This window comes from Sphingomonas sp. S-NIH.Pt15_0812 (genome assembly GCF_003951315.1).
Lineage (GTDB): Bacteria > Pseudomonadota > Alphaproteobacteria > Sphingomonadales > Sphingomonadaceae > Sphingomonas.
In genome coordinates this window covers 16,560-42,094 of record NZ_QLJH01000029.1, presented here as the reverse complement: position 1 = coordinate 42,094, position 25,535 = coordinate 16,560, and the positions used below count along the sequence as shown (strand labels likewise).

Annotated in this window: 30 protein-coding genes; 2 read left to right on the top strand and 28 right to left on the bottom strand. The window is 69.7% G+C overall.

Features of this window, described 5'->3' with window-relative positions; genetic code table 11:
- Nucleotides 1-258 precede the first annotated feature (258 nt).
- Together BRX43_RS16090 and BRX43_RS16085 are read left to right on the top strand one after the other, a co-directional pair.
- Complete coding sequence (locus tag BRX43_RS16090) at nucleotides 259-741, top strand: hypothetical protein (protein WP_125996115.1); 483 nt, start codon at nucleotides 259-261, stop codon at nucleotides 739-741.
- Nucleotides 742-923: 182 nt separating this feature from the next.
- Entirely contained in the window at nucleotides 924-1,280 is a 357-nt protein-coding gene (locus BRX43_RS16085) for a hypothetical protein (RefSeq protein WP_125996114.1), read from the top strand.
- A 58-nt stretch (nucleotides 1,281-1,338) separates the two neighbouring features.
- On the opposite strand, the gene BRX43_RS16080 is transcribed toward BRX43_RS16085, so the two are convergent.
- The 28 genes from BRX43_RS16080 to BRX43_RS15940 form a co-directional block, all read right to left on the bottom strand.
- A complete protein-coding gene (locus BRX43_RS16080; RefSeq protein ID WP_164523640.1) occupies nucleotides 1,339-1,638 on the bottom strand; it encodes a hypothetical protein in 300 nt (99 codons plus the stop codon).
- 11 nt (nucleotides 1,639-1,649) lie between these two features.
- Nucleotides 1,650-2,126: a hypothetical protein gene (locus BRX43_RS16075; protein ID WP_125996112.1), complete on the bottom strand. Its 477-nt coding sequence runs from the start codon at nucleotides 2,124-2,126 to the stop codon at nucleotides 1,650-1,652.
- Nucleotides 2,123-2,884 carry a glycoside hydrolase family protein gene (locus BRX43_RS16070; RefSeq protein WP_125996111.1) on the bottom strand — a complete coding sequence of 254 codons (762 nt, stop codon included), beginning with the start codon at nucleotides 2,882-2,884 and terminating at the stop codon, nucleotides 2,123-2,125. The genes BRX43_RS16075 and BRX43_RS16070 overlap by 4 nt, the downstream gene beginning before the upstream one ends.
- 153 nt (nucleotides 2,885-3,037) lie before the next feature.
- Nucleotides 3,038-3,316 (bottom strand): hypothetical protein, encoded by a 279-nt coding sequence (locus BRX43_RS16065; protein ID WP_125996110.1) that lies wholly within the window; start codon nucleotides 3,314-3,316, stop codon nucleotides 3,038-3,040.
- A gap of 13 nt (nucleotides 3,317-3,329) precedes the next feature.
- Entirely contained in the window at nucleotides 3,330-5,783 is a 2,454-nt protein-coding gene (locus BRX43_RS16060) for a hypothetical protein (protein WP_125996109.1), read from the bottom strand.
- 4 nt (nucleotides 5,784-5,787) lie between these two features.
- Complete coding sequence (locus BRX43_RS16055; RefSeq protein ID WP_125996108.1) at nucleotides 5,788-6,357, bottom strand: hypothetical protein; 570 nt, start codon at nucleotides 6,355-6,357, stop codon at nucleotides 5,788-5,790.
- Nucleotides 6,358-6,367: 10 nt separating this feature from the next.
- A complete protein-coding gene (locus BRX43_RS16050) occupies nucleotides 6,368-7,123 on the bottom strand; it encodes a putative phage tail protein (protein ID WP_125996107.1) in 756 nt (251 codons plus the stop codon).
- Nucleotides 7,123-8,262: a baseplate J/gp47 family protein gene (locus tag BRX43_RS16045; protein ID WP_125996106.1), complete on the bottom strand. Its 1,140-nt coding sequence runs from the start codon at nucleotides 8,260-8,262 to the stop codon at nucleotides 7,123-7,125. The genes BRX43_RS16050 and BRX43_RS16045 overlap by 1 nt, the downstream gene beginning before the upstream one ends.
- Nucleotides 8,262-8,771, bottom strand: a complete 510-nt coding sequence (locus BRX43_RS16040) for a phage GP46 family protein (RefSeq protein ID WP_125996105.1) — start codon at nucleotides 8,769-8,771, stop codon at nucleotides 8,262-8,264. The genes BRX43_RS16045 and BRX43_RS16040 overlap by 1 nt, the downstream gene beginning before the upstream one ends.
- A gap of 3 nt (nucleotides 8,772-8,774) precedes the next feature.
- Nucleotides 8,775-9,344 carry a phage baseplate assembly protein gene (locus BRX43_RS20385; protein WP_164523639.1) on the bottom strand — a complete coding sequence of 190 codons (570 nt, stop codon included), beginning with the start codon at nucleotides 9,342-9,344 and terminating at the stop codon, nucleotides 8,775-8,777.
- Nucleotides 9,341-10,453 (bottom strand): phage baseplate assembly protein, encoded by a 1,113-nt coding sequence (locus BRX43_RS16030; protein WP_125996103.1) that lies wholly within the window; start codon nucleotides 10,451-10,453, stop codon nucleotides 9,341-9,343. The genes BRX43_RS20385 and BRX43_RS16030 overlap by 4 nt, the downstream gene beginning before the upstream one ends.
- A complete protein-coding gene (locus BRX43_RS16025; RefSeq protein ID WP_125996102.1) occupies nucleotides 10,450-11,772 on the bottom strand; it encodes a DNA circularization N-terminal domain-containing protein in 1,323 nt (440 codons plus the stop codon). Before BRX43_RS16025 ends, BRX43_RS16030 begins: the two co-directional genes overlap by 4 nt.
- A 12-nt stretch (nucleotides 11,773-11,784) precedes the next feature.
- Entirely contained in the window at nucleotides 11,785-13,419 is a 1,635-nt protein-coding gene (locus tag BRX43_RS16020; RefSeq protein ID WP_125996101.1) for a phage tail tip lysozyme, read from the bottom strand.
- 136 nt (nucleotides 13,420-13,555) lie between these two features.
- A complete protein-coding gene (locus BRX43_RS16015; protein WP_125996100.1) occupies nucleotides 13,556-13,828 on the bottom strand; it encodes a phage tail assembly protein in 273 nt (90 codons plus the stop codon).
- A gap of 2 nt (nucleotides 13,829-13,830) precedes the next feature.
- Complete coding sequence (locus BRX43_RS16010; RefSeq protein ID WP_125996099.1) at nucleotides 13,831-14,205, bottom strand: phage tail tube protein; 375 nt, start codon at nucleotides 14,203-14,205, stop codon at nucleotides 13,831-13,833.
- An 11-nt stretch (nucleotides 14,206-14,216) separates the two neighbouring features.
- The gene (locus tag BRX43_RS16005) at nucleotides 14,217-15,701 is read right to left on the bottom strand and encodes a phage tail sheath subtilisin-like domain-containing protein (RefSeq protein WP_125996098.1); all 1,485 of its coding nucleotides are present in this window, start codon (nucleotides 15,699-15,701) and stop codon (nucleotides 14,217-14,219) included.
- Complete coding sequence (locus BRX43_RS16000) at nucleotides 15,698-15,871, bottom strand: DUF2635 domain-containing protein (RefSeq protein WP_125996097.1); 174 nt, start codon at nucleotides 15,869-15,871, stop codon at nucleotides 15,698-15,700. The genes BRX43_RS16005 and BRX43_RS16000 overlap by 4 nt, the downstream gene beginning before the upstream one ends.
- Nucleotides 15,872-15,879: 8 nt before the next feature.
- Nucleotides 15,880-16,416 (bottom strand): hypothetical protein, encoded by a 537-nt coding sequence (locus BRX43_RS15995; RefSeq protein WP_125996096.1) that lies wholly within the window; start codon nucleotides 16,414-16,416, stop codon nucleotides 15,880-15,882.
- The gene (locus BRX43_RS15990; RefSeq protein WP_125996095.1) at nucleotides 16,413-16,778 is read right to left on the bottom strand and encodes a hypothetical protein; all 366 of its coding nucleotides are present in this window, start codon (nucleotides 16,776-16,778) and stop codon (nucleotides 16,413-16,415) included. Before BRX43_RS15990 ends, BRX43_RS15995 begins: the two co-directional genes overlap by 4 nt.
- A gap of 1 nt (nucleotide 16,779) precedes the next feature.
- Entirely contained in the window at nucleotides 16,780-17,811 is a 1,032-nt protein-coding gene (locus BRX43_RS15985; protein ID WP_125996094.1) for a major capsid protein, read from the bottom strand.
- A gap of 119 nt (nucleotides 17,812-17,930) precedes the next feature.
- Nucleotides 17,931-18,584 carry a hypothetical protein gene (locus BRX43_RS15980; protein WP_125996093.1) on the bottom strand — a complete coding sequence of 218 codons (654 nt, stop codon included), beginning with the start codon at nucleotides 18,582-18,584 and terminating at the stop codon, nucleotides 17,931-17,933.
- 54 nt (nucleotides 18,585-18,638) lie between these two features.
- A complete protein-coding gene (locus BRX43_RS20380; RefSeq protein WP_206433249.1) occupies nucleotides 18,639-19,421 on the bottom strand; it encodes a hypothetical protein in 783 nt (260 codons plus the stop codon).
- Between the two features lie 62 nt (nucleotides 19,422-19,483).
- Nucleotides 19,484-20,356, bottom strand: a complete 873-nt coding sequence (locus BRX43_RS15965) for a S49 family peptidase (RefSeq protein WP_125996090.1) — start codon at nucleotides 20,354-20,356, stop codon at nucleotides 19,484-19,486.
- Complete coding sequence (locus BRX43_RS15960) at nucleotides 20,356-20,664, bottom strand: hypothetical protein (protein WP_125996089.1); 309 nt, start codon at nucleotides 20,662-20,664, stop codon at nucleotides 20,356-20,358. The genes BRX43_RS15965 and BRX43_RS15960 overlap by 1 nt, the downstream gene beginning before the upstream one ends.
- Nucleotides 20,661-22,337: a phage portal protein gene (locus BRX43_RS15955; RefSeq protein ID WP_125996088.1), complete on the bottom strand. Its 1,677-nt coding sequence runs from the start codon at nucleotides 22,335-22,337 to the stop codon at nucleotides 20,661-20,663. The genes BRX43_RS15960 and BRX43_RS15955 overlap by 4 nt, the downstream gene beginning before the upstream one ends.
- A complete protein-coding gene (locus BRX43_RS15950) occupies nucleotides 22,337-22,600 on the bottom strand; it encodes a gpW family head-tail joining protein (RefSeq protein ID WP_125996087.1) in 264 nt (87 codons plus the stop codon). Before BRX43_RS15950 ends, BRX43_RS15955 begins: the two co-directional genes overlap by 1 nt.
- Before the next feature lie 9 nt (nucleotides 22,601-22,609).
- Nucleotides 22,610-24,883 (bottom strand): terminase gpA endonuclease subunit, encoded by a 2,274-nt coding sequence (locus BRX43_RS15945; RefSeq protein WP_206433248.1) that lies wholly within the window; start codon nucleotides 24,881-24,883, stop codon nucleotides 22,610-22,612.
- Nucleotides 24,816-25,475, bottom strand: coding sequence for a hypothetical protein (locus BRX43_RS15940; protein WP_125996086.1), 660 nt, complete (start codon nucleotides 25,473-25,475; stop codon nucleotides 24,816-24,818). Before BRX43_RS15940 ends, BRX43_RS15945 begins: the two co-directional genes overlap by 68 nt.
- Nucleotides 25,476-25,535 lie beyond the last annotated feature (60 nt).

The following is a 25,535-nucleotide window of genomic DNA, read 5'->3' as shown; positions in this document are numbered from 1 at the left end:
TCCGCAAGTTGGCCAAGCTCATCCCGATGCCGGTACAGCCGCTACCCGCCTGAGGCGGTCAGCGGCTTCCGGCGCAAACCAGCCCCCAATTGTCTCCGCGCCAGACGCCGACTTCTTCAACACAATCGCCCAATAGCGGACATATGCTCGCGAGTGTATTGCCCGCTCATGGTTCCTGCCGGCTACCTCTTGAAGCGCCTCGCGCCACCTCCCGGGTGGCTCTCTAATGGCCCCAGTCACATCAAAGACGTTTGCAGCGTGTCCGACTGCGTCAACGACAACGTAGTCGATGTGCAAGGAGCATGGCAGCACAACGGCTTCGGCTTGGCCAACAACCCCGATGTACTCGCGGCTTTGGCCGCTGAAGCTGGCGCTGACGTGAGCGATGCAGCCCTGCTCTACTTTACTGCCTACGACCGCGAGCAGGAATCCGACGGGTGGACGTTTGACCCTGTTCGCTGGCGAGCGCGCTCGCCAGCCAGCTCTGCCGCTGTCGCAAACGATGTTCGTGTGCCCGCCTCGGGTGCCTCGACACTGCTCGGTTACGATGTCGTCGTGCTCGGTGACTTTCTTGAGCACTCCCCGTTGTCCTGCAACTCCATCGCCAAAGAGCTTCATGTAAACGAACATTGTTTGTTCGCGAGCCTTGACGAAGCCGTTGCGGCCATAGACGCAGGGGCGTTTGGAAACGGCTGCGAGGATGGGGTCTATACGATCTTCGGGGTTCACCGGGTGCAATGAACGATGGGGTGCGAAAGTCTGCTTTCCTCCCAATCTCGGACATTCGCGACGGGGAAACCCTCTGCCGCATGCGGCAGGAACCAACGATTTTTCGGCAGCTTAGTGAGCGGGGTAATGTCGCCGATACCCCGGCTTGTACCCCAATGATTGCAGGAACATAAGAAGAACGATAGACGGGGTTCATGGCCGACCGGATCGCGATGATTGCCGTCTGCATTGTGGAGGATTACCTCGCCTGGTGCGGCAACAGGGTGCTGTTCCGGCCGCCTGAGCTTCCGCTGCGCCTAGCTCTTGCCTATCTCTACATGATCGCGGGGGACGATCCGCGCGTCGGTCCCAAGACGCGGGAGCCCTTCGACGAGCTGTGGCGCGAGATGATGCGCGGCCTAGATTCGGAGCGCCATTTCGACGGCTATGTCCGATCGACGATGGCCACCGCCTGCTATCGGAAAATCCGCCGGATGGTCCGCCTGCCCGAGACGCGGGAGATCGAGGATGCGATTGCGCGGATGCGGAAAGTCGGGCGCAAGGATGGTTAGACCGCCAGCCGCCCGACACCTCCGCCGGTAGCCTAGTCGTTGCCGGCCGTGTTCCTTGTCAGCGGTCGGTGCAGCCCGACATGCTGGCGTCGGTGCGGGTCTGGTGGTTCATGCGGCGGCCGGCCTGGGCGGCGATCGCCTGGACCTTCGCGCCGGGTGCGCGGGTGCGCCACTCGGCCGGGGCGATGCGCTCGCGCAGCGGCACGACCGGCGCGGGCCGGTCGACGACGCAGCCGACCGGGACGGCGACGGCCGCGTCGCGATAGACGATGGAGGGCTCGGGCGCGGGCGCGGGCAGCTGCGCGGCGCAGGCGGAAAGGCCGCCGGCGATCGCCAGCGCCAGGATGGTGCGGATCATGCTGTCTCCCCTCAGAAGCCGTCGCGGTAGAGCGCGTCCGCGACCCGCTCGCATTCGGCTGCCTCCGCCTCGGCACTGCGCCGGGCGGTGCGCGTCTCAGCCGCCTCGGCGCGCGCGATCCAGGCGTCGCGTTCCCGAAGTGCCGATAGCGCGAGCTCGCGATTGCGCGCGCCGATAGCCGCCTGGCGCTGGCCCTCGTCCGCCAGCGCTCGGATCGACCTGGACTGGCGGTCGACTACCTCGCGCGCCTCGTCGCGCTGAAGTCGGTAGCGGTCGCGGACGATGCCGATGGCCGCGATGGTCACCGGCATGTCGACCGCCTTGGGGCGACGGCCGGTCACGTCCTCGATCGCGATCGCGATCCGGTCGAGCCGGGTGCGGTAGCCTGCGCGCAGATGATCAACCCGCAGGCCCCAGGCCGCGATGATCGCCAGCGCGACGACCAGGCCGGCCCCGATCGCCCGCTGGATGGTGCCGAGCGGCGTCATGCCGGCAGGCCCGTCAGGCACAGTGCGCGCTCGCGCCGTCGGCGCAGCAGCAGCCCGCGCACCTCGCGCCTGCCGGCATAGCGAAAGGCGAGGAAGCAGTCGCAGCCCTGCCGCCAGCGCCCGGCCGCGAAATGGCGGGCGATGCTCGACCGGCAATAGCCGCGCACGCCGATGTTGAAGGTCAGCCGCGTCACCGCGGCGAGTTGGTTCGGATGATCCGCCAGCATGGGCGAGCAGGCCAGCGCGCCCGCCATATGCCCCCGTGCATCCGCGCGCAGCAGCGTCTCGCATTGCGCGTCGGTGCGGACCTGGCCCGGCCGCACGTCCGGCCCGGTATGGCCGTAGCAGGCGGTCGGGATGCCGACGATGTCCAGGTAAGAGGTGTTGCGCTTGCCCTCGTCCGCCTTCAGGCCGACGACCGCCAGCGCCAAGGCGGTGGCAATCAGCGCCGCGCGCTTGGCGGAATTGGGGCTGACCGCGCCCTTCGCCGACCGGAAAAGCGCCCGCCAGAGGCTCGCACCATCCCTCGCCGAGCGCTGCGGGAGGACCCGCGCGACGATGACCAGAGCAAACAGGATCATGCCCAGCCAGTTGCCGGCCCGCGCAGGCAAGAGCGTGCGAACCTCGGCCGGCATCATGTTCCAGAGGCCGAGGAGCTGGTCCGGCATGAGGAGCATGGCGGCATAGAGCAGCGAACCGAGCGCGGATACGCGCACGGACCACCAGCGCGAAGCTTCGCGCCAGTCGATCTGGGTCATGGATGGGAACTCCGATGGCGGCCCCCAGCGGGGCCGGGATTCAATCCGGCCGGGCGACGCGGCCGAGGGCACGTAGACGCGCGACAATCACCGGCCATGCCGGCGCGGCCTGGACGCCCAGGCAGATGACGACGAGGATGGCAGGAAGCTGGCTCATCGAGCGCCTCCCTTGGTCATCATCTGGAGCGTCGCCTCGATCCGGGCGGTGCGGACATCGATCGCGCTCAGCAACTCCTGGCGACGATCGTCGCGCTGTTGCAGCTGACGCACGTCGGTCTCGACCTGGAGCAGGCGCTGCTCGCGCTGACCGTCGCTCCGGATGACGCCGAAGACGACGGCCGCCGCGGCGGTGACGGTGCAGGCGAGCGTCAGCAGCTCCTTGAGGGACAGGCGCGCGGGCGCGGGCGCGCCCGCCGGGGGTGCGGTGGCCATGGCGATCGGGTCCTTATGCGGTGATGTACGAGCCGGTGACGGTGATCGTGGTGCCCGCCTGGATATTGGCATGGGTCACGAAGCTGTCCGGATTGGCGGTCCGGTTGAAGACGAACAGGCCGTCCGCGCCGGGCGTGACATAGCCGATCGCGTCGGTGAGGCTGCCGCCGGCGCTGCGGATCAGGACCGGCAGCACCTGCGTGATGCCGGCCGAGGCGGTGACGGGCAGCGACAGCTTCAGGTCGCCGGTCGACGATCCCGGCGCGTCGATCGTCAGGTCCATCGCCAGGCTGACCAGTCGGCCGTTCTGGACGTAATAGCCGCCCCGGCTGGAATAGGTGAGCCCGGCCGACCCGCCGCCCAGCGTAGCCGACGACTGGAAATTGACGGCTGCGGGTGCCGCCGGTGCCGACCCGCCCCCGATCGTCAGCGCCTGCCAGTCGGTGCCGGCGACATGGGTCGTGCCATCGGTCAGCCGCCACCAGCCGATGACGAGCTTGCCGCCCTCGACAACCTGCGCCTCGGCAAGGAGCAGATCGTCGCGACGGTAGCTGCCGGCGGTCGGCATGGCGGGGGCCGAGCTGACCAGGCGCGTGCCGAAATACCCGCCCCCGAATCGACCCTGGCCGCGCGCCAGCAGCAGGCCCGAGGATCGGTCCTGGCCCAGCGTCAGCGATCCGTCCTTCTGGCCGGGGTGCGGGAAGCCGCCACCGCCGGGCGACCAGCTATACCAGCGCAGCCGCCCGCTGTTGTAGACGATCCGCGTGCCCCGCGCCCGGTAGCCGTCGCGGACCTCGACATAATAGGCATCCGCCGGCAGCGCTCCGGCCGGGATCGCGTCGATCCAGGTATCGCCCTCGCTGTCGCCCCCGACGATCGCGACGAATTGACAGTTGGCGAGGGTGGCGGTCGAATGGGCGACGGTGATGGTATTGCGCCGGGTGATCGCGCCATCGAGCTGGAGGCGGGTGCGGGTCAGGCGGATGGCATTGCCGATCAGCTGGACGCCGGCACCGGCACCGGCCACGTCGATCAGGTAGGTATCGCCCGAGCCGCTATCCAGCGCCGGCTCGTCGGTGATGGTCATGCCCTGGATCACGGTATTGTCGGCTGCGGAGGCCTGCCCGCCCAGCACCCGGCCGAACGTGCCGTGCAGCTCGCCGTCGATGAAGCGGGTGCGCGGCTTCGACGTCCAGAGCCGGCCCCAGGCGCGGCCGCGGAATTCGATGTCGGCGGAATTGCCGCTGTCCGCGACGAGCGCGGTGCTGCCGCCTGGCCCCGCGATCAGCGCGACATTGCTGCCGAGCGTCACGCGGCGGACGATCGCGTCCTCGGCTTCGATGTCGAAGCACGATTTCGGATTGCTGCCGATCCTGCCGCTGGCGTGATAGCCCGCGCCGGCATCGCGGAAGAGGCAGTCGTCGAAGGACATGCCCGAGCCGCCGATGACCGAGACGACATTGCGCCCGGCGTTGCGGCCGCGCTTGTTGCGGATGCGCGCGGGCTTAGGGCCTTGCGCCTCGGTCAGGCCGGTCCAGGAATAGACATAGCAGTCGAGCAGGCAGTCGAAGGTGTCGAGCACCGCATCGTCGGACAGGCTCTCATAGCCGCCGATCGCCATGCCATAATGGATGCATTGCCAGCCAGTGTCGCCCCAGCCGCCGCCCACGATCATGGTGCGGCTGTTGCCGTCGAGCGTGCCGGCGCCGGTGGTGACCACCCGCTTGCAGTCCTGGATACGGACCAGCCAGCCGATATCGGCGCGCCGGCTGCGATCGAGGAAGGGAAAGGCGGGCGTGATCGCCTGCCCGGTGGAGGGGTCGAAGCTGCCGAAGCGCATTCCCGGCTTGAACCGCAAGGTCGCGCCGTTGAAGTCGACCGCGATATAGTCGAGCCCCCGCGCATCCAGGCAGGCGGTGCCGGTCAGGTACTGGCCATTCACTCCCGCCACCTGCCGGCCGACCAGATAGGTCGCGCCCTGGCGGAAGGTGATCGACGCCCGGCCGGTCGCCTTGATCGCGGCATTGAGGCGATCGAAGGCCGGCTGGTCGTCGGTGCGGCCGTCGCCCACCGCGCCGAATTGCTCGGGCGTGACCTCCAGCAGGCCGGCGGCCGCGATCCGCGCGATCTCGACGGCCGCCGCGCCCTGGCGCTGGTAGAGGATGGCATAGCTGCCGCCGGCGCCGGTCGCGACGGTGAAGAATCCCTGGTCCGCAGTCGCCGCCAGTCCGGCCGCGACGCTCGGATACATCACGCCCCCGATCGCGGCGGCCGCGACCGCAGAGGCGGTGCGCGCATCGTCGGCCGCGCGCTCGGCGCGATCGGCGACGACTTCGACCTGATCGCTGACGAAGTCACCGACCTGGCGGATGGTGGGCGCGACCTGGCGGCCGTCCTGGAAGACGGCGACCGGCTCCTCCCCCGATAGCGGACGACGGGGCGGCGGATAATCGGCGATCGTGCTCATGTCGTCAGTTCCCCACTGCGATCCAGTCGATGCCATCGGCCGAATTGCCGGTGGTCCCCGCCCATTGGATCTTCACCCGAAAGCCTGCGGCGGTGCGGCTCACCCGCTGCGCCCAGGTGTCGCGGTCGGTGCGGTCGCTGGTGTTGACGACGATCGGCACGGCGACGAGGCAGGCGGTCGGAAACGGCTTGGCGAAGGCGATATCGACCGATCCTTCCGAGAAGCTGCCGGTCACGCTGCCGCCCTTCAGAATGAAGCCGCCGCCCAAGGGCAGGCTGAAATCCCCGGCCTGGCCCAGATAGAAGTCGCTGCCGCCGCCCTTGGCGACGAAGGTGGCGAGCAGCGCGCTGAGCAGCTGGTTGCGCTTGCCCTTGTCGAGCGCGATGCCGGCATTCTCGACCACGCCGCACATCTCCTCCTGGACCATATTGGCCCAGTCGACATCCAGCGTGGTGGGCGGCGTCCCCATCTGGGGATTGCCATGGCCGAAATAGCCGGGCGACGCATTGCCGGTGCCGGCCGCGGCAGGCGGTGGCAGGACGGCCGACCGGGTCGGCCCATCGATACGGTGCATGAGGCCTCGCTTAAGTGAGAAGGATGACGGTGGTCTCGGCCGGCTTGATCGCATCCAGCTCGCGCATCAGGGCGGCGATCGGCAGCGCGCCGGTGGTGGCGGTGACGGTGACGCCCCAGACGAACGACCAGGCGTCCGACGCCACCGGATTGCCGACGGTGCTGAGCCCGGCGCGGAAGGGCGCGAAATTGGTGATGCGGATCGTGAAGCCGAGTGCCGCGGCAAAGGCGATGATGGCGCCGCGTGACTGCCCACCGATCCCGACGAAGCGGCCGCGCACCTGGTCAAGCCGCTGCGCGATCGTCGGCGCATCGCCCAGCGCCGGGTCGGGCAGCCCGAGCGTCGCCTCCCATTCGGGCAGCATCGCCGTCTCCGCGCCCGGCAGGGTGCCGGCGAGGAGCGTGGTGGCGGCCGCGTCGCTGCGCGCGAAGCCCTCGCCGATCGCCGCCAGCACCCGGCCCTGGACGCTGTCGGGATCGGTCGACCAGGCGCGGCCACGCGGGAGAAGCGCGCGGGCGGCGGTCGCATAGTCGCCGGCGCGGTAGCGCGGCGGCCGGGTGACGACGGGCACCGGCAGGTGGGTCGGCGCGGCGCGCGGGGTCGGCGGGGCGGCGGGGATGTAGATCCCGCCGGCATAGCGGGTCGGCTCGGCCGCCTGAGGCGGCGCGGGGCTGGAGATCGGAGCGGGACCGGTCTCGGGCGGATTGAGGACCGGCTCGCCATCATAGCCCGGATCGGCGCCGAAAACCGGTTCGTCGTAGCGCATCAGGCCCAGACGATCCCGCCCAGCACCGGCAGCGCGCCGGCGTTGGAGCTGATATTGCCGATGCCGCCATTCCCGACGGTGCCGGCGGTCGCGGCGATGCCGGTCAGCACGAAGCCCGCGGTCCCGGCGGTGGCCGAAATCGCCGCCTCAATCGCCGCGACATGGGTGACGCCGCCCGGCACCGCGCCGGCGAAGAGCGCGCCGCGCACGGCCGCCGCCACCGCCGCCTTCCGCTCGTCGGTCAGGCCGCCGAGGTTGGCGATCGTCAGGGTCAGGGCATTGGCGGTCGGCGCGACCGCATAGACGAGCGCAGTAACCGGCTGCTTCAGGAAGATCGCATCGGCGACGGCGAGCTGATCGCCGCTCGCGGCCGTGTCGCGCGCCTCCATCGCAGCGCAGCCGTTCGTCCCTTGCGGGAAGCCGCCCTTTGCCGCCTGCGCCTGGTCCATCATGAAATAGACCGCGACCGTGCCCGGCCCCATCGCGCCGGGCTTGATCCAGGCGCGCGTCACGCCCGGCACCTCCAGCGCCCAGCCGGGATAGTCGGTGATCGATCCGCCCTGGGGCGGCGAGGCATAGGCGGCGAGCATCCGGGTGCGGAGATTCGCATCCTCCTCGACCGCCGCCCCGCCGGTGATCGCCGCCACCGCCGCGCCGGTGGACGCCACGCCCGGCAGCGCGGCGCCCAGGAAGAGCGTGACGCCCGCATCGGCGTTGCCGGCCGCGCCGGCCACGTCGGCGAGGAAGGCGACGGTGACCGCGCCGTCCGCGACGCTGGCGGCATCGGTGGTGCGATAGGTGACGCCGTCCGAGCGGGTGAGCGTCGTGCCGGCGGGGATCTCGGTGCCGACTGCCGCGACGAAGCGCGCCGCGCCCTTTGCCGGCGTGGCCGGCTTCCTGGTCACGCCCTTCAGCGCCGCCCAGCCCTCCAGATATTCGCCGGTCGCGGTGAAGGGCACCGACTGGCGCGCGATCCAGTCGAGATAGCCATAATGGCCGCTGGTCATCGCCGCCTGGACGTCGCCGAGGATGCCGAGATTGGAATAGCGGAGCAGCGCGTCGACGCCCGGCAGCGCGGCGTTGATGTCGGTCGCCGCCTGGCGGCGCAGGGTGCCGAGCGTCGGACGATCGAAGGGCATCAGCTATTCTCCCAGAGATAAGCGAAGCGCAGCGCCCGGCGGGTGCCATCGGTGCGCAGGATCAGAACCAGCGCGCCGAGCAGGCCGGGCGCGGCCCAGGCGGTGGTGACGTCGATCCGGGCGGCGACGCCGTCCGTGACCAGCCAAGCGAGCGCCTGCTCGATATCGACCTTTACGATCGCCAGCGTGGCGGCATTGGCGCGGGCCCGGGCGCGCAGCCACAGGCGCGAGCCGATCTCACCCGCCCACCAGCCGCGTGGATCGCCCGAGCCGTCAGGGATCGCATCGTCATCGCCGGCCGCGGCATCGCAAAAGAGGCTGATCAGGACGGCGGTGAAGAGATCGTCGCCAACCGCCAGGTCGCCGCCCGCGGTGAAGACATAGGAGACGGGCCGCCCCGCCTCGTCGACGATCGCGCGGCCGGTCTCGTCGGTCCAGATCACCTGTTCGGGAGCCACGACGCTCCAGTCGCCGGCATCGATCCGCCAGCCGGTCGCGATATCCGCCATGGGTCAGGCCTTCCTGTCGGGACCGAGCGACTTGTCGCTGCCGGTCCGGACGCCCGTATGGACATGGGCGACATAGGCATCGCGCAGGTCGTTGAGGCTGACCGGCGTGCCGCCGGCCCGGCTGACGATATCGCCGGTGCATTCGATCGACGGCGCTTCGATCCGCACCTTGCTCTGGCTCTTGATCGTCACCGCGCTGGCGTTGACGATCGTCACCGGGCCACCCTTGCCGTCGATCGTCATGCCGTCGCCGTCCAGGCGGATCGACCGGCCGCGAACGTCATAGACGATCGCATCGCCCGGCTTCAGGCCGCGCGGCCGGCTCGGCTGGTGGTTGGTGGCGATGCCGACCGACTGCGCCCGGTCGTCGCCGCAGCGCGCCACCAGCACCTCGGCGCCGATCGGCGGCACGCTGCCGAAGCCGAAGGCGCCGACGATCGGGACATTGTCGGTGAGGCGGCGCACGCCGCCCACCAGCGCGCCCTGATCGACCTGGCCCCGTTGGACCGGGCCGCTATCGTCGATGAGACGCAGCCGGCCCAGGCCGAAGATGGTGGACAGCCAGCCGGTCACGGCGCGGCCTGGATGTCGTTGAGGTTGACCGGCGAGAGGCTGATCGGCTCGGGCTGGAAGGCCTCGGGCGGCAGGAGATACAGGCGCGCGATGGTGCCCTCCTCCGAATTGCGGATGAATTGCACCTCGGCGATGCACAGCGACGCCTTCGCGCCCGGCAGGTCGACGTCGACCAGCGTGTTCGGCAGCCAGAGCCGGCCGGCGGTGTCGCGCCAGCTGTCGATCGTCACCTCCACCGCCAGCGCGCGGCCGGCGCGGCGCGCCGTCTCCCACCGCGCCTTGCGGATCGTCAGCTCCTGGCCCAGCGCGGACTGCTCCAGCACCAGATAGAGGCGGCGGTGCCGGCGCACTCCCGGATCGCGCTCGGTATGGAAGAAGAACCCGCCCTCGCCGAGGTCGGACCAGAGGTCCTGGCCTGCCCAGGCGCAGACGATCTCGCTCATCCGCTGGTCCATCGACCGGGTGACATTGTACGCCTCGACATTGACGCCGTAGGCGATGCCGCTGGCGGCGCGGGTCGATCCGGCCGCCGCCAGCAGCAGCCGGCCATCGGGTGCTTCATAGGCGAGCAGGCCGGCATTGCGCGCCAGGCGCTGGATGATCGCGGCCGGCGTCTCGCCATAGGTCAGGTTGAATTGCGGGACCGGATCGCCCGCGCTGGCGCCGTCGCCGAGCGCCACCTCGACCCCGTAAGGCTCGGCAAGCCGGGTGACGATCTCCAGCGCAGTGGCAGACAGGATCTGGCCACCGGCCTCCCATTCCGCCGAACAGTCGACCAGGTCCTGTGTCCGGCCGCGCCCGATCAGCGCGACACGGTGGTCCTGGCGATCGCCGCCGGTCGCGACCCGGTCGACATAGCCGGTCACGACGATGTCGTCGTCGATCAGGATGCGCGCGAAGTCGCCCTCCGCCACCGCGATCTTGTCCCCGGCCGGCGTCGCAGACGTCGCCGTCAGCGACCAGTCGTTGGGAAAGGCCTCGGCGCGCAGCGTGATCGCCACGTCCATCCAGCCGGTCAGCCGCCGCCCCCCCGACACCTGGATCTCGTCAGCGGCGGACGTGGCCCTATTCTGGCTTTCGGTGACGATCGTCACCACGCCGGCCGTCATGCCGCCAGCGCCTGGAAGCGCGCTGGCATGAAGAGCGGGTGGACCGGCTCGATCTGGGTCACGAGCTGGTCGGCGCGATCGCTGTCGCGGTAGAGGCGCTGGGCGAGAGCCAGGCTCGGCAGCGCGGCCGTTAAGACGAAGTCGCGCAGGCGCGCCATCGTCGCCGCCCGGGCGCGCAGATCCTCTACGATCGCGCCACGCGCTGCGCGCATCGCGCGGTAGCTGTCATCCTCGTCGGCATCGGCCGCCGCGGTCGCCAGCGCGTCCAGCACATCGCCGCAGCGTGCGATCATCGCGCCGGCATCGTCGCCGCTCGTCGGCTGGTAGCGGCCGATCGCCAGCACCAGCTCGGCCGCGGTCGCGCGACGCAGCATCCGGTCGATCGCCTGGCCTAGCGGGGTCGCCGCCTCGGGGCGGCCCGGCACGAAGGCGAGCAGGCGCAGCAGCAGCCGGATCGCATCGGCCGGATCGGCGCAGGCCGCTGCCAGCGCCGCGATCAGCGCGGCAGCGGCAGGGGCGACGCCCTGCATATTCGCAAGATCCGCGCTCGCCAGGGCGGTGCCGAAGGCCGCGGTGGCCGTGCCGATCGCGGTGCGCGCGGTCGAGGCGGCCACAACCAGGTCGTCGATCGTGGCGGTGCGATCGTAGATCGAGGCGCGGGTGGCAGTGAAGCCGGCATTGCCGCCCGCGGCGAAGCGGCCATGGTCGCCCGGCAGCCGCGCCGCCAGGCGGTGGAGCGCGGTCGCATCGCCGCCCAGCTCGCCCACCGCCGCGCTCCAGGTCGCGGCCGTCACCGTGGCCTGGCGGCGGGTGCCGCCGGCGCGGCTGACCACCGCGACGGCCCGCACCACGTCGATCGCCAGCGCGGCCTTCACCAGATTGGCGGCGGTGAAGGGTCCGCGCCCGGACGTGAGGAGCGAGGGGAATTGCCGCTTGCCGCTCTCGACGAATTCAAGGTCGACCGTCGAAAAGGACCCCGCCCCCAGATCCTCGCCGATCGCCGAGCGGACGAGCGACACGGTGAGCGCGCCGAGCGTCGGATGGATCAGGAGACCGGGGCCGGCCTTCTCGCAGGCCGCCAGCAGCGTCGCGCGCTGGAAGGCGATCGGCCCGCCGGCAAAGGCGACATCGCCGTCCGCGATGAACCCCCGGAAGCGGAAGCGTCGTGCCTCGCGCCCCATATCCTCGGCCCAGGGCTCGTCCCGGCCGGGATATTGGTGGAGCGCGACGCGCCGCCCCGCCATCGCCTCGCTGGCGAAGACGGCGAAGGGCACGCCCCGGAAGGAGGCCGGCAGCAGGCCCTGAGCGAAAAGCGCCATCGATCTCTCCTCCTACTGCGCGAAGGCGTGGCTGACCGCCGGGCGGACGCCGCGCCCGCCGCTGGCGCGCACCGAGGTCCCCTTGGGCAGGCCGTCGACCTTCAGGTGGATCTCCAGCGCCTTGCCCACTTCCGCACGCTCGGCACCGTCGCGGCCGGCATGAAGGGGCCGCAGGACGTGGCGGGCATAGCCATCGGCGATCGATGCGCCGTCCTGCCCGCCCGCCAGGGCGCGCCGCCAGTTGCCGCGCTCCTTGTGGCCCAGCTCGTAGCGGAGGAAGCGCCACTGGGTGTCACGGTCGGCATGCTCGACATCCATGCCGGTCACCCGGCGGAACTCCGCCTTGCGCGCGGCATCGGTCCACTGGATAAGGCCGCGGCCATTGCCGCCGCGCTCGCGGGAGCGATGATCGCCGCCGCTCTCCAGCACGATGTTCGACGCGATGCCGATCCCCTCGGCCTTGCTGAAGCCGTAGCGCATTGCCTCATGAACCAGCGGCACCGCCATGGCGGCGAGCGACTGGATCTGGCGCGGATTGAAGCGGCCGGCGCCGCCGGCCTCGACCGTGCGGCCGATCCGGTCGGCGGCACGGGCCAGCGTGTCGGCCGCCGGGCGGAAGGTATCGCGCACGGTGCGGGTAAAATCCTTCGATCCATCTAGCATCGCCCGGCCGCCCGACAGCACCGCGTCATAGCCCTGCTCGGTGACGCCGGCCGCGGTCGCGCCGGCATCGAGCATCACCCGATCCTTCATCTGGCTGACCATCGCGCCCTTGCGGACGATGCGCTTGCCGGTCTCCACGTCGCGGTCGGTGATCAGGCCGGCATGGCGACCGGCATCGGCCATGTCGGCACCGAGCGCCTTGCCACCCTGGGTGAAGATCGGCAGCGCAGCCTCACCGATGCCCAGCATCCGGGCGGCCGTGCGCCGGCCGGACGAATTCTGGCGGGTGATGGCATCGGCGATCGCTGGCAGCATGGCGGCGGTGTCGACCGTGCCGTCCTGCTTGAGCTTCAGCCCCACGCCCATCCGGGCGAGCAGCGCGACGGCGTCGGTGTTGCGGCCATAGCGCGCGTCGTTCAGCGTCTGGTTGAGGCCGCCGAGCGCGCCGGCCCCGGCCGCCTTGTCGATCCCGACCCGCTCGCCGGCCGCGGTGAATTCCTGGAGCTTCCGGGTCGCGATCCCCATCATCTCGGCGGTGTGGCCCATCGCTGCCGCACCCTTGGCCCAGCCGTCCGCCAGGCGGAACGCGCCGTAGGCTGCCGCCGCCATGACGCCGGCGATGCCGGCCGCGGCGACACCCACCACGCCGAGCGTGCTGCCGAGCATCCCGCCGGCCACCGACGCCTCGCCCATGCCGGTGCCGAGCGCCCCGATGACGCCGCGCACCTCGCCGATGCGGCTGACCAGGCCCATGGTGATCGAGCGGCCGCCGAGCGCGCGGGCGGCAGCCTGCTCGACCGCGCCGAAGGTCCGGCCGACCGCGCGGGCGGAGCGGCCGAGCCGGCGCTCGTCTTCGGCGACCTGGCGGCGATTCACCTCGCTGACGTGTTTCGGGATCGCGCCCAGCCGCTTCTCGGCGGCCTTGCTGCCTTTCGCCGTCTTGTCGTCGGCGGTGATGTCGATCGCGACTTTCGGACTCGTCATGCCGCCTCGTCATCCAGGAGCCCGGCCCAGGCGGCCCAGGCATTCAGCTCGGACCAGGGGTGCTGGGCGATCATGCGCGGCGTCTGGCCATAGCGCTGCCCGAGCAGGTCGAGCCGCCGTCGCCAGTCCGGCGGGATCAGGCCAAAAAACGCGCGATATACCTCGCGGCGGTGAGCAGGTCGCGCGTGCCGATCCGCTCGATGACCGGGCGCGGCACGCCCGACACGACCGAGATCGCCATGATGTCCGCGTCGACACCTTCCAGCCGGTGCCATTGCTGCCATTCGGCCGCGGTCGGTTCACGCAGCAACAGGTCGGCATAGGTCTGGCTGCCGAGCGTGATCGGCTTGCGAAGCGTGACGCGCAGCTCGTCCGCCGGCTGGTCCGGGACGATCATATCCAGGTCCATGATCAGGCCTCCGTCACGTCGGGACCGATGAACTCGACCTCGAAGGTCGAATCCTCGGTGTTCACGCTGAGCGGGCCTTCGCCCATGCGGGCCATGTTGCGGCCGATGATCGTCTTGCCGTTGGCCAGGCTGAGGACGACGGTGACGTCGACCGCCTCGGACAGCGCCGAGATGGACAATACGCCGGTGTCGCGGCCCTTGAAGCTGATCTTGCCGGGCTGCGGCATCGACGAGAAGCCGTGGAAGCCGTCCTGGCCCACCAGGGGCTCACGCTTCGAGCCGGACACCTGATAGCTGGCCTCGCCCGACACATTGTAGGACGCGCCATCGATCGTGATGGACGCGGCGCCGGTGATGGCGCTTGCGGTAACGGTCATGCGGGCCTCCTTCAGGCGTTGCGGAATTGGGCGAGCAACGCGAAGATGCGCAGCTGCTCGATCAGGGTGCCCGGCCACAGGACATTGACCCGGCCGGGGGTGGCGGCGTCCTTCTCGACGACCAGGCCAGCCGCGAAGGCGGCCGAATTCTGGACCATTCCCTCGGCTTCCAGCTGGCGATAGGCGGCGATCAGGTCCGCCTTGATGATCGAGGGCGTGACCACCTTGCTGCCGGGCAAGAGCCGCGCGCCGTCCGCTGCCAGCTTCACCCGCGAATATTTGGCGGTGATCACGTCGCGCAGGCGGCGCAGGACGAACATCAGCAGGTAGAGCGTCTCCACCTCCAGATAGCTGTTGTCCGCCTGGCCCTGGGCGTTGGTCACATAGGTGGTGACCAGATTCTCGATGGCGATCGCGCCGGCCGTGTCGACCGTGAAGGTGCTGACGCCGCCATAGAGGAGCGTGGCGTTGCGGGTGGTGAGCGGAAAGCGCGAGGCGAGCGGCGGTGCGAGGATGCCGGCGACGGTCAGGGTCTGGAGCGGCAGGCCCGGATCGGCGCGCAGGCTGACGGCCGCCGCACCGGCAAAGGCCGCCGCCCATTTCCAGCTCGGCGACGGCGAGTCGTTGAAGCCGATGCAGCAGATGTGCTGGTTGTTCAGCGCGGACGCATAGGCGGCGAGCGTGCCGGCGGTGCCGCGCGCCGCGATGAAGCAATGGCCATAGACCTGCGTCGACCAGGCCCAGCGGCCGGTGGTGTCGGACAGGAGCGCGGCGATCGCCGCCATCGAGGTCGCATCCGTCAGCGAGCAGACGATGAAGTCGAAGGCGGTGTCTTGGAGATTGGCGAGCGCGGTGACCAGTGATGGGTTGGTCGCGCCGCCCGTCATCGCCGCGATCACGACGCCGAGCCCTGGCGGCGTATATTCGCCGGCCGGCGGGCCGGCATGATTGATCCGCAGGTCGACGTCGTTGCCGAGCAGGCCGCGATTCCGGGCGGTTAGCGTCACCACCGCCGCGGCTGCGGTCGCGGTCACCGGCAGCGTGGTCGCCCCATTGATCGCGGCCGCGACGATGGTGGCGACCTGGGCGGCGGTGGTGGCCGCCGCCAGCGGGATCTGGAGAAGGTGGCCAGCGACATAGAGCGCCAGGACGCCGGCACCGGACGTCGGACCGGTGAAGGTCAGGCTGCCGGTGGCGGCGACGGCTGCGGCATCGTCGGCGAGCGGCAGCGCCCAGACCTCGCCCGCCGCGTCATTCTGGCGATAGGCGCGGACCATGCCGGCGAGGACCGAGCCTGCCCCGCCGGCCGCGACCGCGTCGCTTTCCGACTGGAGGACCACCGGCACATTCGGGGCCAGGGTGCCGGCATTGGTCTTCTGCCCGATCAGCAAGGCCCGCTGGGCGCGCTGGTTGGTGTTGGCGCGCGATGCATCCAGCTCGGCATAGAAGAGCGGGGTGCGCAGGCCGGTCGGGATGGTGCGGAAGGGAATGGTCACAATGCGGGCTCCTTGCTGGTCGCGGCCACCGGGGCGGCCGCGACATCGCCATCGGCGAGGAGGCGCGCCCAAGCCGGGTCGAAGGGATCGATGGTGAGGCCGGCATCGTCGACGACGCGGCGGGTCGCCGGGTCGCGCACGATGCGCCCCGGTACGGAGACGATTTGCATGGACGCTCCTAAAGCGGGAGGGAGGCGGTCAGCCCGGCGGGCGGATAGTGGCTGGCGGCGAGATCGATGGCGTCGATCGGCTCGTCCTCGATCGCAGCGAAGTCCTCCGCGCCCTCGTAGATCTCGAAGACATAGTCGGACTGGATGCCGGCGAGGCGCTGCGCCTGGACGCCGTAGGCGAATTGCGTCGTGACGCTGGCGAGCTGCTGGACGATGCGGAAGAGCGCGCCGTCGCCGATGATCGCGCGCTCGGCCTGGCGCTTCAGCACCAGGAGCTTCGCCATGATGGTGGCGACGAGCAGGTCGTCGTCCGGGTCGACCGGTTCGGACACCTCGCCCTGGACGCGGATCGTGACCAGCGTGGTGAAGCCGATCGTGCCGCGCCCGGTCGATGTCTTGCCCTCGGCGACGATTCGGACCTTCAGCGCCGGGAATTGATCCGGCTGGAGGGGAAGGTCGCCCGGGACGGCGATCCGGTCCCCGGCGGCCGTGCGGCCGACAAGCGCCGCAGTCATCGCGGCGACGACATCGGTCGCGCTGGTCACCGCGCCGCCTCGACCAGCACCAGGACGATATGGCCGTGACTGTCCGGCTGGATGTCCATGACCTTGTAGAGCTTGCCGGTGGACGGGATCAGCACCCGGTCGCCCTGCGCCGGCAAGGGCCGGCCGGCCGCAGTGAAGACTGCGGCGCGGACGCCGAGCGCCGGGCTGCTGGTGCTGATCTCGCTGCCGTCGCCCTGCGGCACCAGGCGCTGGTACTGCGCGTCGAAGACCGCGTCGGTGAGCGTGAACGGCACCCCCGATCGCGGCCGGTAGATCGGTAGCGAGGCCGGGACGCCGATGTTGCCTTCGCCGAAGACGCCCATCACCGGGCCGAGGACGTCGGCGTCCCAGTCGATCGCCATGTCAGGCGCCTGCGCGACCCGAGCGCAGCACCTCGGGGCGCTTGCAGATATGGAGCGGGAAACCATAGGCCTCCATCCGCCACCAGGAATTGCGGTCGCGATCGAAGATCGGCACGACGTAGCGCTCCTTGCCGGGCGTGTTGATCCACTCGAAGCTCTCGCCCGGCGCCAACGCGCGCTCGAAAATGCCGGGCGCATTCTCGGGCAGGAATTTCACCTTGTCGTCGCCGATCTTGATCTGCTGGTTGTCGTCGGACCCACGATAGTTGATCCAGTCGATCCCGGCGAAGCGGAACGCCTTGAACGCGCCGCCTTCGCGCAGTTCGGCCGCATCCGACCAGTTCTTGAAGGTCTTTTCCACGTCTACATGGGTGGTGAACTTGTCGTAGAAATAGTCGCCGCACAGCGCGGTGATCGAGGTCTCGGTGGTGAAGGCACCCTGCGACGATCGCGCCATCGACCGCTCAAGCGCATTGCAGAGCGGCCGGATCGTGTACTCGATATTGGCTTCCAGATTGAAGGCGATCTCGGCCGGCCGGACGATCTGGAATTCGTCGTACCAGTCATACCAGACGCTGCCGTCCTTATCGAGCAGCAGGCCCTGTGCCGCCGCCAGGCGGTGGAATTCCTCGGTGAAGTCCAGCGTCCGCAGGATACCGGTCGGGCCGGACAGGCGGCGCGCCACCTCCGTCTGGAGCTGCATCATCACCGATTCCTGTCCGAACTCCCGGATGTTCTGGAGTTCGTGGGCGTGGATGGTGTCGCCCTTGAAGATGCGCGGCGCCTCGAAATAGCGCATTTTCCGGCGCTCGGTGTCGCGCTCGGAATTGGTCGGCTCGCCACGCTGGCTCATCGGCACGACCGACAGCACGCCGTTGCGCTCCTCGACCGCCAGCGCGGTGGTGCGGATCGGGTTATCGTCGAAGATCTTGCGATCGCCGAGCGTCGTGGGCACGTGCGGAATACGCTCGATCTGGCTGGTCAGCTCGACTTCGCTGAAGGCGTCGGCGCGGAAGAGGTTGAGAATGGACATGGGGGTGGCCTCATCGGCTGGGCGCGCGGCATCGCCGCCCATGGGGTGATGGGGCTGGACCAGCCCCGGACGGGTCGGAGGAAGGATGGCGGCCGCGACTGCGCGCGGCCGCCGGTCGGTCAGACGGAGAGGATCTGCGCGGCCTTGAGCAGCGACAGCGCCAGCGTCTTATGGGCCGGGGTGGTGACCGCCGGGCCCCAGATCAGCTCGGCGATATTGACCTTCATCGGTCCGCGCACATTGACGATGCAGCGGCGATCGGCGCTGGTGGCATCGACATAGCCAGTCCACAGGATGGCGACTGGCACGCCGACCAGCGCCGGGTCCCAGGGGACATATTTGACCGTGCCGGTCACCGTCACCGTGAAGCTGTCGGCGGCCGCGAAGGCGGTGCCGCCGGCGGTGACGGTGAAGGTCAGGCCGCCCACGGTGACGGCCGCGCCGGTCTTGCCGTGACCGATGGTCAGGCCGGTCGGGTCCTGGACGACGAAATTCGTCGCATCGTTGAATTCGACGATATAGACGCCGGCCCGCGCGGTCGCGCCGACCACGATCGCGCCGAAACCGCCAGTGCCGTTGTTCGCGCCGAGCGGTGCGGCGACGGCGGCACCGCCGGTCAGGATGCCGGCCATGACCAGGCCGGTGATGCAGACGCCGGCGCCGGACTGGACGATGCCCGGCTCGCGGGTGAACATGCCGCTGAAAGGATCGAAGACGACATAGCCGCCCTCGCGGCGGTTCTCGACAAGCGGCTGGAAGGTGGGATTACCCATGGCGATGGTCCTGGAAAAGGGGGCCGGCCGGGGGAGCCGGCCCGAGGGGATGGATCAGCGGCGCAAGGTCGTGACGCCGGCCTTGGCGAAGGCCGCGCCCCAGCTCGCGTCGGTCGCTTGGCGGCCGGTCGGGGCGGCATCGCTGCCGAGGCGGACATTGCGCTCGGCGCGCGACGGGCGGCTGCCACGCGGGCGATCGTCACCGCCGTGGGCCGGCTGGCCCTTCAGCACCTGCACCGCCGCCTGGCGCGACATGCGCGTCTCGCAGGCCAGCGACACGGCAAGCGCCGGGTTGTTCGCCGCCGCCTTGTGACCGAGGATGTGGGCGATGCGCGCCTGCTCGCGGCGCCGCGCGCGCGACGCCGAGGAGCGGCCGTTCAGCTCCTCCTCGTCATCCTCGTCCTCGTCGTCTTCCGCCGCACGGCGGGAACGCTTGCTCTTGGGCTCGTCATCGTCGCCATCGTCGTCGTCCTCATCCGACGCGCGGCGGGACCCCTTGCCCTTCGGCTCGTCGTCACCATCGTCGTCATCGTCATCCGATGCCCGGCGCGATCCCTTGCCCTTCGGCTCGTCGCCGTCATCGTCATCGGCTGCGCGACGGGAGCCCTTGCCCTTCGGCTCGTCACCATCATCGTCATCGTCCGACGCACGGCGCGATCCCTTGCCCTTGGGCTCGTCGTCATCGCCGTCCTCGTCCTCGGCCGCACGGCGCGACCGCTTGCCCTTCGGCTGATCGTCATCCTCTTCGGCGGCCCGCCGGCGGGCGTTGGAGCGGCTCAGGCCGGCGAAATGCGCAAAGCGGCTCGCGCCGGCCATGAGGCTGGTCGAAGTCTTCATAGTCACCTCTGTTGATGGTCGGGCACGATCGCCCGACGGGGCCGGTCCGGGCCGGCCGGGGATCAAAGCTGCGCGAGCAGCGCCCGGAAGGCGGCATCCGGCGCGGCGACCGCGTCGGCAAAGCCGATGTCGACACCATCCGCGCCGGTGAACACCCCGGCCTCGGTGCCGGCGACGTCCCGCACCGACAGGCCGCGGTTGCGCGCCACCGTCTGGTCGAAGAGCAGGCCGGCCTTGTCGACGTCGCGCTGGATGCGGGCGCGCGCCTCGTCGCTGAGTGCGATCAGGTCGCTGCCCTCGCCCTTCAGCGCGCCCTTGGTGACCAGGGTCGGCGCGATGCCGGTCTTGGCCAGCCAGTCGGCGACGCTCAGATGGATGTAGATGACACCGACCGACCCGGTGCCGCCGGTGCGCGGCACCCAGAGCCGGCCGGGATCGACCGCGGAGGCGACCGCATAGGCGGCGGAATAGGCGCACTCGCCGAGAATCGCGGCGATGGGCTTGATCCCGCGCGCGCCGAAAATGGTGTCGACCAGGTCGAAACAGCCGGCGACGTCGCCGCCCGGGCTGTCGATGTCGAAGACGATCGCGTCGACATTGGGGTTCGACAGCGCGTGAAGCAGCTGGAAGCGGATCTTGTCGTAGCCGGAGACGCCGAAATACTGTCCGATATGCCAGAGCCAGCCGAGGCGTTGGATCAGCACGCCCTGAACCGGGATGACCGCGACGCCGCAGATGATCTCATAGGGCGCGCGGTCGTCGACCGGCGCGCGCTGCGTCGACCACGGGTCGCCGGCATCAATGTCGATCCCTGCGCCGCCATCGCCGCGCAGCACCGACTGTTCCAGGAGCTGGAGCGCCAGCGCCGTGCCATCCTGCTGCATGGCCAGCGGTGTGTTGAACAGCGTGGTCGCCAGATGGCGCGGGAAGCGCATCAGCTCCGGCCGCGCTGGCGACGGTTGCCCGAGGTGGTCGCCGGAGCCGCTGGGCTGGTGGCGGCATCACCGGAGATCTGGCGCAGTTCTTCCGACTGCTCCTCGGTGACGTCGACGGGCAATGCGCGCATCGTCAGCGGCGCGATCGCCGCCTCGATCTCGGCGACCGTCTCGGCGACGTGCAGGCCGTCGCCGCTGGTCAGACGGATGACCGCGCCGGCATCGGCCTCGTCCAGCCAGGCGATCGCGCCGAGCGCCAGGCGCAACGGTCGGCCGCCGCCATGGCGGGACACGGTGATGAACATCATGCTTGCTCCTGCTGCTGTTGCGCGCCGGGCATCTGCGAATAGTCGATGCCGAACCATTGCGGCCGGGGCAGGCCCAGCTCTTCCATCCGCCGGCATTCCAGCGCGCGCTGTTCGAGATTCTCTTCCCAGTCGGTGCCCTGCTTGGCGCACTCGTCCTCCATGGTGGACAGAGCGGCATCGAGGCCGAGGACGACGCCCTGACGCTCGGCGACCGGATCGACCCAGCCACGCGCGACGCCGAGCCAGCGCCCGCGCGCATAGGCGCTACGCATCTCGATGAACGGGACGGCGTTGCGGGGGAGCGGCACCTCGCCGCGTTCGAACGGCTCTTCCAGCCAGGTTGCGAAACACGGTGTCGCGGTGTTGAGGTCGAATTCGTCGCACCGACGATTATAGGTCTTCTCGGATTGGACGATGCCCGCGCGGGCGCTGGCCCAGGATGCGTCCGAATAGTCGTTGTGGACCTCCTCGGCCGAGGTGCCGAGGCAGGCGGACACGGCGCGCAGCATTTCGTGGGCGAAGGGCGTGATGTCCTGCTGCCCACCGCCCGGCGCGACCGACTGGATCTTCTCGCCCGGCGCCAGCATCGCCAGCTTCGCACCGGTGACGCCGACATCATTGTCGCGACGGAAGTTGGCGCGCAGATCCTGGTAGAAGCCGATGCCCTCTTCTTCGTCATCGTCGAGCGCGTTGCGGATCATCTCCAGGTCGAAGGGCGATTCGACATAGAGACCGAAGGCGGCCGCGATGTTCTCCGCCTGGAGCTTCACGCCGTAGAGCCGCGCCAGCATCTTGAGCTTGGGGATGATCGGCGCGAAGATCGACACGCCGCGATTCTGCCCGAACGCATCCGCGTCGAAGTCGTGATAGACCCGCCGCCAGCCGTCCGGGTCCTCGCGCTCGACCCGGTCCCAGATCATGCTCTCGCTGGCATTGTACGGATCGGACTGGTGCGCGCGCCGGAGGTGATAGGCGATATGCACCTCGTCATCGTCCAGCTCGACGCCGCCCCGCAAATAGCGGGTGTCCGCGCCCTGGTACGGGTTCGACAGCCGATCGGGATGCACGCCCTGGAAGGTGGTGGCATAGCGCGCCGCGCCGCGCCCGATCCGATCCTCGCGCCAGTGTCCGACGATCACTGACTCGCCGTCGACCAGCTTGTGGCCGAGCGCGATCCGCCATTGCTGCGATACGGTCCGCTGGCGGGTGAGGTCGTTATAGTGGCCGAGATCTTCGGAATAGGTGCGCCACAGCGCCTCCACCACCTGGCGATAATCCTGTGCCCAGACCGCGTCATAAGCCTTGGAATAGAGCGACAGCGCCCGATAGTCGGGCTTGGACACCAGCCGGTAGGACGCACCGATCGTCGAATCGAGAATACGGCTGATCGCACCCGACGCCCAAGGGTCGTTGCGGCGCAGATCCCGTGCCCGCGCCGCGATCCGGTCGCGGTGGATGATGATGTCGCTGTCGGGCGAGCGGACCTGGGGGTTCCACGATCCCAGCTCCGCCGATTCCCAGTCCGCCGCGTCATAGGAGAACCGGTTTGGCATCGAGCCGCCGAGCGCGCCGCGCATCCGGCCGCCGCCCCGGCCTCCCTCGCGGATGCGGGCGATCTGCGACGACGCGATCGGTCGGCCGCCGCTGTCGAGGATGACCGGGGCCTGCGCCATCAGAAGCGCAGCCGCAGGGCACGCCGGGGCGTGTCGATGATGCCGAGCTGCGCCTGCACCTGGCGGATCGCCATCGCCAGGTCGGCGATCGTCGCCTGGGTGTAGGAGGCGGTCTTGCTGCCGTCGCCCTGCGCATAGGCGGCGCTCTGGAGCTTCCGACCGGATGACAGGTCCAGATAGTCCTGCTGCATCTGAGCGAGCCGGGCGCGCAGCACGGCGTCATCCATGCCAGCCAGCAGGCCGGCGTTGCGGTTTAAGCGCATGGCGTCTCCTCAGGCGAGGCGGCTGGCCCAGGACGAAGCGCGGCTCGTCCGGGTGCGGCTCGTGGCGGCCGGGGGTGACCGGGCCGGTTTGGTGGGGGCCGGTCGCGGCGCGGCGACTGGCAGGGTGGCGGGCGGCGGAGCGGCCGACGGGGGATCGTCGGGCGGTTCGTCGGGTGGCAGAATGCGCGGCTCGTCCGCGGCCGCCTGTAGTGCGTCGTCCTCGATCGGGGCGGGCGTGATCTCCGCGCCCACCTTGTCGGCGAGCCGGTTGAGCTTCAGTCCGGTGTGCATCAGGCCCCGAAGGGCCGCCAGCGCGTAGACCCGGCAGTCGAGCCGCTCATTGGCGCGGCCGGCGATCGGCACCCAGCGCTCGACCTTCTGCGAGCCTTCGCCCTTGATCTCGATCTGCTCGGCGGTGAGCTGTTCGAAGGCAGGCAAGTCCCAGTCGCCATTGAAGTGCATATAGCCGGCGCCGGGCTTCTGCTTGGGCAGGTAGCTCTTGAGGATCGTGTCCTTGGCGGCGTTGACGCCGATGATGAACGGCCGGAAGCTCTTCTTCGACCGCGACGACGGACGCTTGCTGGGCCAGACGGGATTGCGGAAACCGGTGCGTGCGCTCTCGCCCTTGATTGCCCACCATTTGCGACGAAGGTTTTCCTTCGAGAAATTATAGACATGGTCGGTGTGGTGGCCGCCCGAGTCTTGGCAGGCCGCCGACAGGGTGAAGGGCCGCTCGTCCGCCCGGTACCAGGTCTGCGACAGATAGGCGGCGAGTTGTTCGCGCACCGCCGGATCGCTCATCTCGCCATCGATGACGTGGTGCGCGATCGACCAGCTCTCCTCGTCGCGCCCCCAGCCGACGATCTCGATCTCGATCCGGTAATCCTGCGTGTCGATGCCGGCGGTGATGAGCGCCACGCCGTCCGGCACATAGCCGTCAGGCCAATTCTCGCGGCGGGCGAGCAGCGCATGGCCGTCGACCGCCTTGGCCATGTGCTTGCGATAGGTGACCGCGAGCTGGGTGTTGTAGAAGGAGAGCTTGCCGTCCTCGTCGACGATGGCGAGCCATTTCTCGGCGATGCGGGGCGGGGAATCGTTCTGCCACGGGCTGTAGAGCTTCGACGCCTGGAAGCCGGCATGGATGTTCGGCACCGCCCAGGCGCCGCACTCGCTGCACTTGGCCCGGTAGACGCCCCAGCGGCTGGACGCCCACCAGTCCCACACGGCATCGACCGCGGCTGGACCAGGCTGCCTGGCCCATTGGGCGGCATAGCGGTCGAGCGGGTTCTGCAGGACGGCGCAGCATTCGAAGCGCCGGGTCTGGTGCCAGCGGATTGTCCCGAGCGCGCGCAGCCGCTGGCCCTCGGTCCAGCCCTTGCCGCAGCACTCACAATAGATCTGCGCCGTCTCCGGCTTGTGGGTCTTGCCGTCGCTGCCCTTGTCCCAATGGACGTGTTTGAAGAAGTCGAGGAACTGGCGGTGGCCGCAATGCGGACAGGCCACCGACGCCAGGCGCTGGTCCGACTGCTGGAAGCGGACCTCGATCTTGCTCGCGCCCTTGATCGTCGGCGAGCAGACCGCGACGCTGAGCGAGTTCGATTCGAAGCTGGCGAGGCGTTCCTCGCCGATGAACAGCGGGCAGCCCTCTTTGAGGGGCAGATACTTGTCGACCTCGTCGAACAGGATGATGCGGATCGGCCGGCGGGCCAGATTGTCCGGGCTGCCCGCGCCGACGATGCCGAGGAAGCCGCCGGGGAAGGTCTTGTAGTCGAGCGTGTTACCGGCATCGCGAGACTTGGACTGTCCGCGCTGCCGCTTGCCCGCGCGGGGTTTCTTCACCGACCCGAACAGTTTCCGAAGGACGGGCGTCGCCTTGATGAAGGGGGCGACGCGCTCCTTCGAGAATTGCAGCGCGGCTGCGTCCTTGGGCTGGACGATCAGCATCGGGCACGGATCGAGATCCGCGTGATAGCCGACGACATTCTCGATCAGCGTGGTCTTCAGGAGCTGCGTCGCGACCATTGCCGACAGCTTGCGGACGCCCGGCTCGGTGACGGCGAGCATGGGACCGCGCGCCACCTCGACGCGCCCCGTGCGGTACTTGCCCGAGGTGCTGCCGGCCTCCTTTGCCAGCACCCGCTTGCGGTCGGCCCATTCCGGCAGGCTGATGCGCGGGGGCGGTGTCCACCCCCGGCGCGCCGCCAGCCGCAACCGGTCAGCCTTCGTCCACGCCGGAGAAGTCGAGGTCGGGTTCGCCAAGCTCGTCGAGCTGCTGGTGGACATAGGGCTTCAGCGCCTCCGCCAGCGTGGCGCCGTCGATATCGAGATCCGCCGCCAGGAGCGGTGCGAAGCGTGCGGGGAACGCCATCCAGGCATCCCGCGCCGCCCGGCGATCGTCGAAGATCACCGCCACCGCCACTTCCACCTCCACCAGCTGCTCGGCCTCCCGCTGCGCGCCCAGCCAGTGCTTCAGCGCGAGCGCGTTCTCCTTGATGGTGCCGGCATTGGCCTTCGACTGGAATTGCCCGGCGAGGAGCTGCTGGATGAAGTCACCGGCGATGCCCTCGTCGATCTCGCCTTCCTCGGCCGCATCGCGGAGATCGGCCACCACCTCGTCGACGACGGCCGCAACCGCGCGGCCGGTTGCCCCCGCAACCGCGCGCCGGTTGCGGGGGGCGGTTGCGGGGGGCGGTTGCGCCCCCGCCGCCTCGGCCTTGAAGCGCCCAAGGCCTGCGTCGCGGAGACGCTGGTCGGACGCTTCCACATCGACCTGATCGCCGCGCAACTTCAGGAAACCTTTGGCTTTCCACTTGCTCGCCGCTTGGCGCGACGTGCCGTGCGTCGCAGCGAAAGCGGTGAGCGACATCAGCGTCATCTCATGCCTCCCCCGCAACCGGTTGCCCCCCGCAACCACATTTCAGATTTGACAGCTGCC

Bases quoted from the DNA above. Each gene is read 5' to 3' on its own strand.
- BRX43_RS16045 (WP_125996106.1), bottom strand. From the start codon at position 8,262: ATGCCCTTCGATCGTCCGACGCTCGGCACCCTGCGCCGCCAGGCGGCG.
- BRX43_RS16015 (WP_125996100.1), bottom strand. From the start codon at position 13,828: ATGGACCTGGATATGATCGTCCCGGACCAGCCGGCGGACGAGCTGCGC.
- BRX43_RS16000 (WP_125996097.1), bottom strand. From the start codon at position 15,871: ATGCAAATCGTCTCCGTACCGGGGCGCATCGTGCGCGACCCGGCGACC.
- BRX43_RS15965 (WP_125996090.1), bottom strand. From the start codon at position 20,356: ATGCGCTTCCCGCGCCATCTGGCGACCACGCTGTTCAACACACCGCTG.
- BRX43_RS16040 (WP_125996105.1), bottom strand. From the start codon at position 8,771: ATGGCGGATATCGCGACCGGCTGGCGGATCGATGCCGGCGACTGGAGC.
- BRX43_RS15950 (WP_125996087.1), bottom strand. From the start codon at position 22,600: ATGCGCTTAAACCGCAACGCCGGCCTGCTGGCTGGCATGGATGACGCC.
- BRX43_RS15990 (WP_125996095.1), bottom strand. From the start codon at position 16,778: ATGGCGATCGACTGGGACGCCGACGTCCTCGGCCCGGTGATGGGCGTC.
- BRX43_RS16075 (WP_125996112.1), bottom strand. From the start codon at position 2,126: ATGACGCCGCTCGGCACCATCCAGCGGGCGATCGGGGCCGGCCTGGTC.
- BRX43_RS16050 (WP_125996107.1), bottom strand. From the start codon at position 7,123: ATGCGCTACGACGAACCGGTTTTCGGCGCCGATCCGGGCTATGATGGC.
- BRX43_RS16020 (WP_125996101.1), bottom strand. From the start codon at position 13,419: ATGACGAGTCCGAAAGTCGCGATCGACATCACCGCCGACGACAAGACG.
- BRX43_RS16070 (WP_125996111.1), bottom strand. From the start codon at position 2,884: ATGACCCAGATCGACTGGCGCGAAGCTTCGCGCTGGTGGTCCGTGCGC.
- BRX43_RS15960 (WP_125996089.1), bottom strand. From the start codon at position 20,664: ATGATGTTCATCACCGTGTCCCGCCATGGCGGCGGCCGACCGTTGCGC.
- BRX43_RS16055 (WP_125996108.1), bottom strand. From the start codon at position 6,357: ATGCACCGTATCGATGGGCCGACCCGGTCGGCCGTCCTGCCACCGCCT.
- BRX43_RS16080 (WP_164523640.1), bottom strand. From the start codon at position 1,638: ATGATCCGCACCATCCTGGCGCTGGCGATCGCCGGCGGCCTTTCCGCC.
- BRX43_RS16085 (WP_125996114.1), top strand. From the start codon at position 924: ATGGCCGACCGGATCGCGATGATTGCCGTCTGCATTGTGGAGGATTAC.
- BRX43_RS16025 (WP_125996102.1), bottom strand. From the start codon at position 11,772: ATGGCGCTTTTCGCTCAGGGCCTGCTGCCGGCCTCCTTCCGGGGCGTG.
- BRX43_RS20380 (WP_206433249.1), bottom strand. From the start codon at position 19,421: ATGAAGACTTCGACCAGCCTCATGGCCGGCGCGAGCCGCTTTGCGCAT.
- BRX43_RS15940 (WP_125996086.1), bottom strand. From the start codon at position 25,475: ATGACGCTGATGTCGCTCACCGCTTTCGCTGCGACGCACGGCACGTCG.
- BRX43_RS16060 (WP_125996109.1), bottom strand. From the start codon at position 5,783: ATGAGCACGATCGCCGATTATCCGCCGCCCCGTCGTCCGCTATCGGGG.
- BRX43_RS16030 (WP_125996103.1), bottom strand. From the start codon at position 10,453: ATGACGGCCGGCGTGGTGACGATCGTCACCGAAAGCCAGAATAGGGCC.
- BRX43_RS16010 (WP_125996099.1), bottom strand. From the start codon at position 14,205: ATGACCGTTACCGCAAGCGCCATCACCGGCGCCGCGTCCATCACGATC.
- BRX43_RS15980 (WP_125996093.1), bottom strand. From the start codon at position 18,584: ATGGGTAATCCCACCTTCCAGCCGCTTGTCGAGAACCGCCGCGAGGGC.
- BRX43_RS15985 (WP_125996094.1), bottom strand. From the start codon at position 17,811: ATGTCCATTCTCAACCTCTTCCGCGCCGACGCCTTCAGCGAAGTCGAG.
- BRX43_RS16065 (WP_125996110.1), bottom strand. From the start codon at position 3,316: ATGGCCACCGCACCCCCGGCGGGCGCGCCCGCGCCCGCGCGCCTGTCC.
- BRX43_RS15945 (WP_206433248.1), bottom strand. From the start codon at position 24,883: ATGTCCACCAGCAGCTCGACGAGCTTGGCGAACCCGACCTCGACTTCT.
- BRX43_RS15955 (WP_125996088.1), bottom strand. From the start codon at position 22,337: ATGGCGCAGGCCCCGGTCATCCTCGACAGCGGCGGCCGACCGATCGCG.